The sequence below is a fragment of the Clavibacter sp. MX14-G9D genome (genome assembly GCF_032917815.1).
GTDB lineage: Bacteria > Actinomycetota > Actinomycetes > Actinomycetales > Microbacteriaceae > Clavibacter > Clavibacter michiganensis_K.
In genome coordinates this window covers 1-5955 of the sequence record NZ_JAVCVL010000170.1, presented here as the reverse complement: position 1 = coordinate 5955, position 5955 = coordinate 1, and the positions used below count along the sequence as shown (strand labels likewise).

8 protein-coding genes are annotated in these 5955 nt (G+C 75.0%); 2 read left to right on the top strand and 6 right to left on the bottom strand.

Annotated features, from left to right (window positions below):
* From Q6969_RS12165 to Q6969_RS12140, 6 genes are all read right to left on the bottom strand, one after another.
* On the bottom strand, nucleotides 1-536 hold a 536-nt coding region (locus Q6969_RS12165; protein ID WP_317230675.1), incomplete at its 3' end, for a hypothetical protein.
* Between the two features lie 109 nt (nucleotides 537-645).
* Entirely contained in the window at nucleotides 646-1542 is an 897-nt protein-coding gene (locus Q6969_RS12160) for a glucose 1-dehydrogenase (RefSeq protein WP_317230674.1), read from the bottom strand.
* Between the two features lie 50 nt (nucleotides 1543-1592).
* Nucleotides 1593-1886, bottom strand: a complete 294-nt coding sequence (locus Q6969_RS12155) for a hypothetical protein (protein WP_317230673.1) — start codon at nucleotides 1884-1886, stop codon at nucleotides 1593-1595.
* Between the two features lie 2 nt (nucleotides 1887-1888).
* Nucleotides 1889-2173, bottom strand: a complete 285-nt coding sequence (locus Q6969_RS12150; RefSeq protein ID WP_104289719.1) for a hypothetical protein — start codon at nucleotides 2171-2173, stop codon at nucleotides 1889-1891.
* A 100-nt stretch (nucleotides 2174-2273) separates the two neighbouring features.
* On the bottom strand, nucleotides 2274-2426 hold the full coding sequence (locus Q6969_RS12145) for a hypothetical protein (RefSeq protein ID WP_317230672.1): 153 nt from the start codon (nucleotides 2424-2426) through the stop codon (nucleotides 2274-2276).
* 1 nt (nucleotide 2427) lies between these two features.
* Nucleotides 2428-2739 (bottom strand): hypothetical protein, encoded by a 312-nt coding sequence (locus tag Q6969_RS12140; RefSeq protein WP_317230671.1) that lies wholly within the window; start codon nucleotides 2737-2739, stop codon nucleotides 2428-2430.
* A 210-nt stretch (nucleotides 2740-2949) separates the two neighbouring features.
* Between Q6969_RS12140 and Q6969_RS12135 the strand changes: the two genes are divergently transcribed.
* Together Q6969_RS12135 and Q6969_RS12130 are read left to right on the top strand one after the other, a co-directional pair.
* Entirely contained in the window at nucleotides 2950-4521 is a 1572-nt protein-coding gene (locus Q6969_RS12135) for an aspartate aminotransferase family protein (protein ID WP_317230670.1), read from the top strand.
* Nucleotides 4518-5955 (top strand): SidA/IucD/PvdA family monooxygenase (locus Q6969_RS12130; protein ID WP_317230669.1); only part of this gene is annotated, 1438 nt, incomplete at its 3' end. The genes Q6969_RS12135 and Q6969_RS12130, both read left to right, overlap by 4 nt.

Below are 5955 nucleotides of genomic sequence, written 5' to 3'. Positions count from 1 at the left end.
ACGTGCCACCGGCCGCGCGGCGTCGCGTGCACGAGCCGCATGCGGAGCGGCTGCGAGGCGAGGGCGCGTCCGAGGTCGGCGGCGCCCGCGGGCAGGTGCGGCTCCCGGTCCACCACGACGCCGAGCAGGACCGGCCCCGCCGATCCGCGGTAGGGCATGAGCGTGGTCATGCGCGCGCCCGAGAGCGCGCGACGCGGCTGCAGCAGGAACCGCCCGGGGAAGCCGAGCCCCGTCGTCGAGAGCAGGACGTCGACCGTGGTGCCGCCGCCGTCGGGTATCCGGAGCGCGAGGCCGAGGACGTCGGGGAGGGCGGGCGGCGTGCCGCCGCCCCGCGAGAACCGGGCGTCGATCGCGAGCGGCTCGTCGAGCCCGTCGAGCCAGGCGAGGCCGGAGGCGGCGCGGCCCGGGACGGGCGCGAGCGACCCCGCGAGGGCGACGCCGTGCGGGTGCAGCGGCCGCGGGCTCCGGACGACGCGGAGCGCGGCGACGAGCCCCGCGAGGAGGTTCCCGCCGACGCGGGCCGGGATGTCGGTCATCGCTCGACCCTATTCCGGTGCGCGGCGCGGGTCCGGGTGCGACGACGCCCGGGCCGGCAGGGAACCGGCCCGGGCGTCGGGCGGTACGGGTGCGCGGTCGCGCGGCGCGCTACGGCGTCGGCATGCCGCCGTTGACGTGCAGCGTCTCGCCGACGACGTAGCTCGACTCGTTGGAGGCGAGGAACACGTAGGCGGGCGCGAGCTCCGCAGGCTGTCCGGCGCGGCCGAGCGGGGTCTGCTCGCCGAACTCGGGCAGCGCGTCGGCGGGTTGGCCGCCGGCGGTCTGCAGCGGGGTCCAGATCGGGCCGGGCGCGACCACGTTCACGCGGATGCCCTTCGGCGCGAGCTGCTGCGCGAGGCCCTTGGAGAACGTGTTGATCGACGCCTTCGTGGTGGCGTAGTGGATCAGGTTCGGCGAGGGCTGGTAGGCCTGGATCGAGGACGTGTTGATGATCGACGAGCCGGGCGCCAGGTGCGGCAGCGCCGCCTTCGTGATCCAGAACATCGCGTAGACGTTGGTCTTGAAGGTGAGGTCGAACTCCTCGTCGGAGATGTCCTCGAGCGCGTCGACGTTCTGCTGCTTGCCGGCGTTGTTCACGAGGATGTCGAGGCCGCCGAGGCCCTCGACGGCCTTCGCGACGAGCTCGCGGCTGAACTCCGCGGTGGAGATGTCGCCGGGGATCGCGACGGCCGTGCGTCCGGCCTCCTCGATGAGGGCGACGACCTTCCGCGCGTCCTCCTCCTCCTCGGGCAGGTAGGACAGGGCGACGTCCGCGCCCTCGCGGGCGTAGGCGATGGCCACGGCCGCGCCGATGCCGGAGTCGGCGCCCGTGATGAGGGCCTTGCGCCCCTCGAGGCGGCCGGATCCGCGGTACGTGCGCTCGCCGCGGTCCGCGGTCTCGTCGAGGTCGGCGTCGAGGCCGGGGCCGTCCTGCTGCTGCGCGGTCGGATCGATGTCGGCGTACATCTTCGTCGGGTCCTGGAACGTGTACTGGTCGGTGCTCATGGGTCTCCTGATGGCTGCGTGATGAGTTCGGGAAGGGGGTGCCGGGCGGATCAGCTCGGCGGGGTGTCGTCCAGGTCGATGTCCCGGCCAGCGAGGTCGTTCGGGGCGAGGGCGGGCTCGGCCTCGCCGTCGACGCCCAGGGCGTCGGCCTCGGGCTCGGCGTCCTCGGCGGTGACGGCGTCGTCGTCGTCGACCTGCTCGACCGGCTCGTCGGTGTCGGGGAAGACGGTCTCGCCGGCGACGGCGTCGTTCACGACCGTCGCCGTGTCCATGCCCACCGCGTCGAGCGCCGTGTCGTCGCCGGTGGAGTCGTCACCTGGCGTGGTGGAGGTGGCGTCCGTCACGGTCACTCACCCGCTTCGGGCTTGGGGTGGCCGGGGATCGAGTCGCCGCTGAGGTTGAGCTCGTCGGGGTCGACGTCGATCTCGCCGACGTCGTCGGGTCCGCCCGAGCCGGGGAGGACCTGCACGTCGTCCTCGGCGGCGGGGACGTCGTCGGAGACGCCCTCGCTCTCGACGATCTGCTCGCTCTGCTTCACCTGCGTGTCGTCCTCGCTGGGGGAGGTGAAGTCCTTGTCCTGGCGTGTGTCTGAGGTGTCCGCGGGCTGGAGGCGCGGGTCGTCGGTGTCCATGAGGCCGACGCTACGCTCGGCCTCCGCCCGTGTGGTCGGCGTTCAGGGAACCCCCATGCAACGCGTCTCCCGGCGGCCGGCCGGCGGTGCGCGCGGGGCGTCACATGTCGTCCGGGCCCTCGCCGAACGGGTCGGGCGCGTCCTCGCGGGCGTCCTCCTCGGCAGCCTCGTCGCGGGAGGCGACCGAGTCGGCGTCGCGGGGCGCGGCGTCGGGCAGCGGGTGGCGGGGAGCGTCGGGCACGGCGTCCGTCACGTCAGCGCCCCTCGGGATCCACGTGGCCGTCGGCGTCGTCGGCGGGCGCGCTCATGTGCGAGTCGGCGGCGGTGACGGCGCGGTTGTCGGGGATGGCGGGGTGGTCGGGGCTCGCGGGCTCCGCGTCCTCCACCTCGAGGGTGTCCTCCTCCGCGTGGCCGTAGTCCGTGCCGTCGGGCGCACGGACCGCGTCACCGGTCGGGGTCCGGTGGCCGTCGGCGGAGACCACGTCGTCCACGGTCACCAGCCCGTCGGGGTCGCCGGGGCCGCGCCCGGTGCGGATGCCGTCTGCGTGCTCGTCGCGATCGCTCATGGTGCCCACCCTACGAGCGTCCGGGTGCGGACGGCGGGTGCGGAGGCGGGCCGCGCGGGCGCGTCGAAGCGCCCCGCGGGGGGTCCCCGCGAGTTCGCCACAGCCGGTTGCCTTTCCCGGACGCACCCCCGATAGTAGGTGAGCCTTACCTAACTTCCGACGGTGCCCGTGACCCAGACACGGCTCCCCCACCGAATCGACGAAGGACCCATGACCCTCTCCCCGCACGCCTCCCGACCGACCGCCCCGACCCTCGCCGATCCCCGTCCCGCCGCGGATCCGCCCCGCGTCGACCCCGCCGCGGAGCTGTTCTCCGACCGGACGCTGCCCGGCTGGGACACGGCCCTCCGCGCGGCCGCCGACCGTGTGCGCCAGGCGGCGCAGCGCGCCGACGGCCCCTCCACGGGCATCGCGCCCTCCCGGCTCCGCGGCGCGTTCGCGGGCCTCGACCTCGACCAGCCGCTCGGCGGCCTGGACGAGGCCCTCGACGAGCTCGACGGCCTGTACCTCCGCGACGCGATCTGGTTCCACGACCCCTCCTACGTCGCGCACCTCAACTGCCCGGTCCTCATCCCGGCGCTCGCGGGGGAGCTCATCCTCTCCAGCGTCAACACCTCGATGGACACCTGGGACCAGAGCGCGGGCGCGACCCTCATCGAGCGGGCGCTCATCGACTGGACCGCGGGGCGCATCGGCCTCGGCGACGACGCCGACGGCGTCTTCACGAGCGGCGGCAGCCAGTCCAACCTGCAGGCGCTGATGCTCGCGCGCGACGAGGCCGCCGCCGTGCACGCGCTCGCGGCCGACGACCGGCACCGGATGCGGATCCTCGTCAGCGACGTCGGGCACTTCAGCGTGGAGAAGAGCGCACGGATCCTGGGCCTCGCCCCCGACGCCGTCATCCGCGTCCCGAGCGACGACGCGCGGCGCATGCGCGTCGACGCCCTCGAGCGCGAGCTCGCCCGCTGCGCGTCGGCCGGGCTCCTGCCGGTCGCCGTGGTCGCGACCGCCGGCACCACCGACTTCGGGAGCATCGACCCGCTGCCCGCGATCGCGGACGCGTGCCGCCGCGCGGGGATCCGGCTGCACGTGGACGCGGCCTACGGCGGCGGCCTCCTCGCCTCCCGCACCCATCGCGGCCTCCTCGACGGCATCGAGCGGGCCGACTCCGTCACCGTCGACTACCACAAGACGTTCTTCCAGCCGGTGAGCTCCAGCGCGCTGCTCGTGCGCGACCGCCGCACGCTCCGGCACGCGACGCTCCACGCCGACTACCTGAACCCCGCCGACCGGGCGCACGAGGGGACGCCCAACCAGGTCGACAAGTCGCTGCAGACCACGCGGCGCTTCGACGCGCTCAAGCTGTGGCTGACCCTCCGCACGGTGGGCGCCGACGGCGTGGGGCGGATGCTCGACGACGTCATCGCGCTCGCCGACCGCACCTGGCTCGCGATGCGCCGGGATCCGGCCCTCGACGTGGTGGTGCGGCCCGAGCTGAGCGCGCTCGTGTTCCGGTACGTGCCGGCGGGGGAGCGTGGCGGATCCGCGGCAGCGGACGCGGGGGCGCGATCCGACGCCGTGAACCGCGGCATCCGGCAGGCGATCCACGACTCCGGGCGCGCGATGGTCGCGGCGACGCGGGTGGACGGCCGGGCCCACCTGAAGCTCACCCTGCTGAACCCCGCCACGACGGACGCGCACATCCGGGAGATCCTGGCGCTCGTCGTCGCGGCGGGCGACGCGCTCGACGCCGGGCTCCGCGGTGCGGAGGACGGACGATGAGCGGGGCCGCACCCGACCGCGTCCGCGACGTCGTCGCCGTCGGCCTCGGCCCGGCGAACCTCGGGCTCGCCTGCCTCGCGGACCCGCTCGACGTCGACCTCGTCGTGCTCGAGCGGAAGCCGCGCTTCGACTGGCACCCCGGCATGATGCTGCCGACCGCGCACCTGCAGACGCCGTTCCTCGCGGACCTCGTGACGCTCGCCGACCCGACCTCGCGCTTCTCGTTCCTCGCCTACCTCAAGGAGACCGGACGGCTGTACTCCTTCTACATCCGCGAGGACCCCTTCGTGCTGCGCAGCGAGTACGTCGCCTACTGCCGCTGGGCGGCGGAGCGGGCGCGGGGCGTCGAGCTCGACCGCGACGTGCGCGCGATCCGCTACGACGAGGCCGACGACGCGTACGTCGTCGAGTCGGTCGACTCCGCGGGCGGCGCGCACGTGCACCGCGGGCGCGCCCTCGTGGTCGGCGTGGGCACGCCGCCGTGGCTGCCCGAGGCGCTGCGCGACCTGCCGGGGGCGGTGCACAGCTCCGGCTACCTCGGCGCCAAGGCCGCGCTGCAGGAGCGGGACGCGATCACGGTCGTCGGCAGCGGGCAGAGCGCGGCCGAGGTCTACCGCGACCTCCTCGAGGACGTCGACGCGCGGGGGTACCGGCTCGACTGGATCACGCGCTCGCCGCGGTTCTTCCCGCTCGAGTACACGCGCCTCACCCTCGAGATGACGAGCCCCGAGTACAGCGACCACTTCTTCGGCCTGCCCGCCGACGCCCGCGAGTCGCTGCTGCGCGCGCAGCGGGGGCTCTACAAGGGCATCGACTCCGCGCTCATCGACGACGTGTTCCAGGCGCTCTACCGCAAGCGGCTGGCGTTCGACGCGCTGCGGGCCCAGGGGCGGCTCGCCCCGGGCGGCGACGCGGGATCCGGGGTGCCCACGCGCCTGCTCACCAACGCGGAGGTGGTGTCGGCCCGTGCGACCGCGGACGGCGGCACGGTCCTCGGGCTGCGGCACGCCGAGACGGGTGCCGAGCGGGAGTGGCCGACGAGCGGGGTCGTCGTCGCGAGCGGGTACGACGCCGGCCCGCCGGCGATCCTCGCCGGGCTCGGCGACCGCGTGCGCCGCGACGCCCGGGGGCGCCTCGACGTGGCGCGCGAGCACACGGTCGACGACGCCGGCACGCTCTTCGTCCAGAACGCGGAGGTGCACACGCACGGGTTCGTCGCGCCCGACCTCGGGATGACGGCGCACCGCAACTCGCGGATCCTCCGCGCCATCACCGGGAGCGAGCCCTACCCGGTGGAGGAGAGGATCGCGTTCCAGGAGTTCGGGCTGCCGGACGACGTGCCCGCGCCGGGAGCGGGGGTGCTCGCGTGGGCGCGGCGCCCCCCGCCGCGACCGCCGCGGCCGCCGCGGCCGAGTCCGAGGCGGGGCGCCGCCG

Bases quoted from the DNA above. Each gene is read 5' to 3' on its own strand.
- Q6969_RS12140 (WP_317230671.1), bottom strand. From the start codon at position 2,739: ATGAGCGATCGCGACGAGCACGCAGACGGCATCCGCACCGGGCGCGGC.
- Q6969_RS12150 (WP_104289719.1), bottom strand. From the start codon at position 2,173: ATGGACACCGACGACCCGCGCCTCCAGCCCGCGGACACCTCAGACACA.
- Q6969_RS12135 (WP_317230670.1), top strand. From the start codon at position 2,950: ATGACCCTCTCCCCGCACGCCTCCCGACCGACCGCCCCGACCCTCGCC.
- Q6969_RS12160 (WP_317230674.1), bottom strand. From the start codon at position 1,542: ATGAGCACCGACCAGTACACGTTCCAGGACCCGACGAAGATGTACGCC.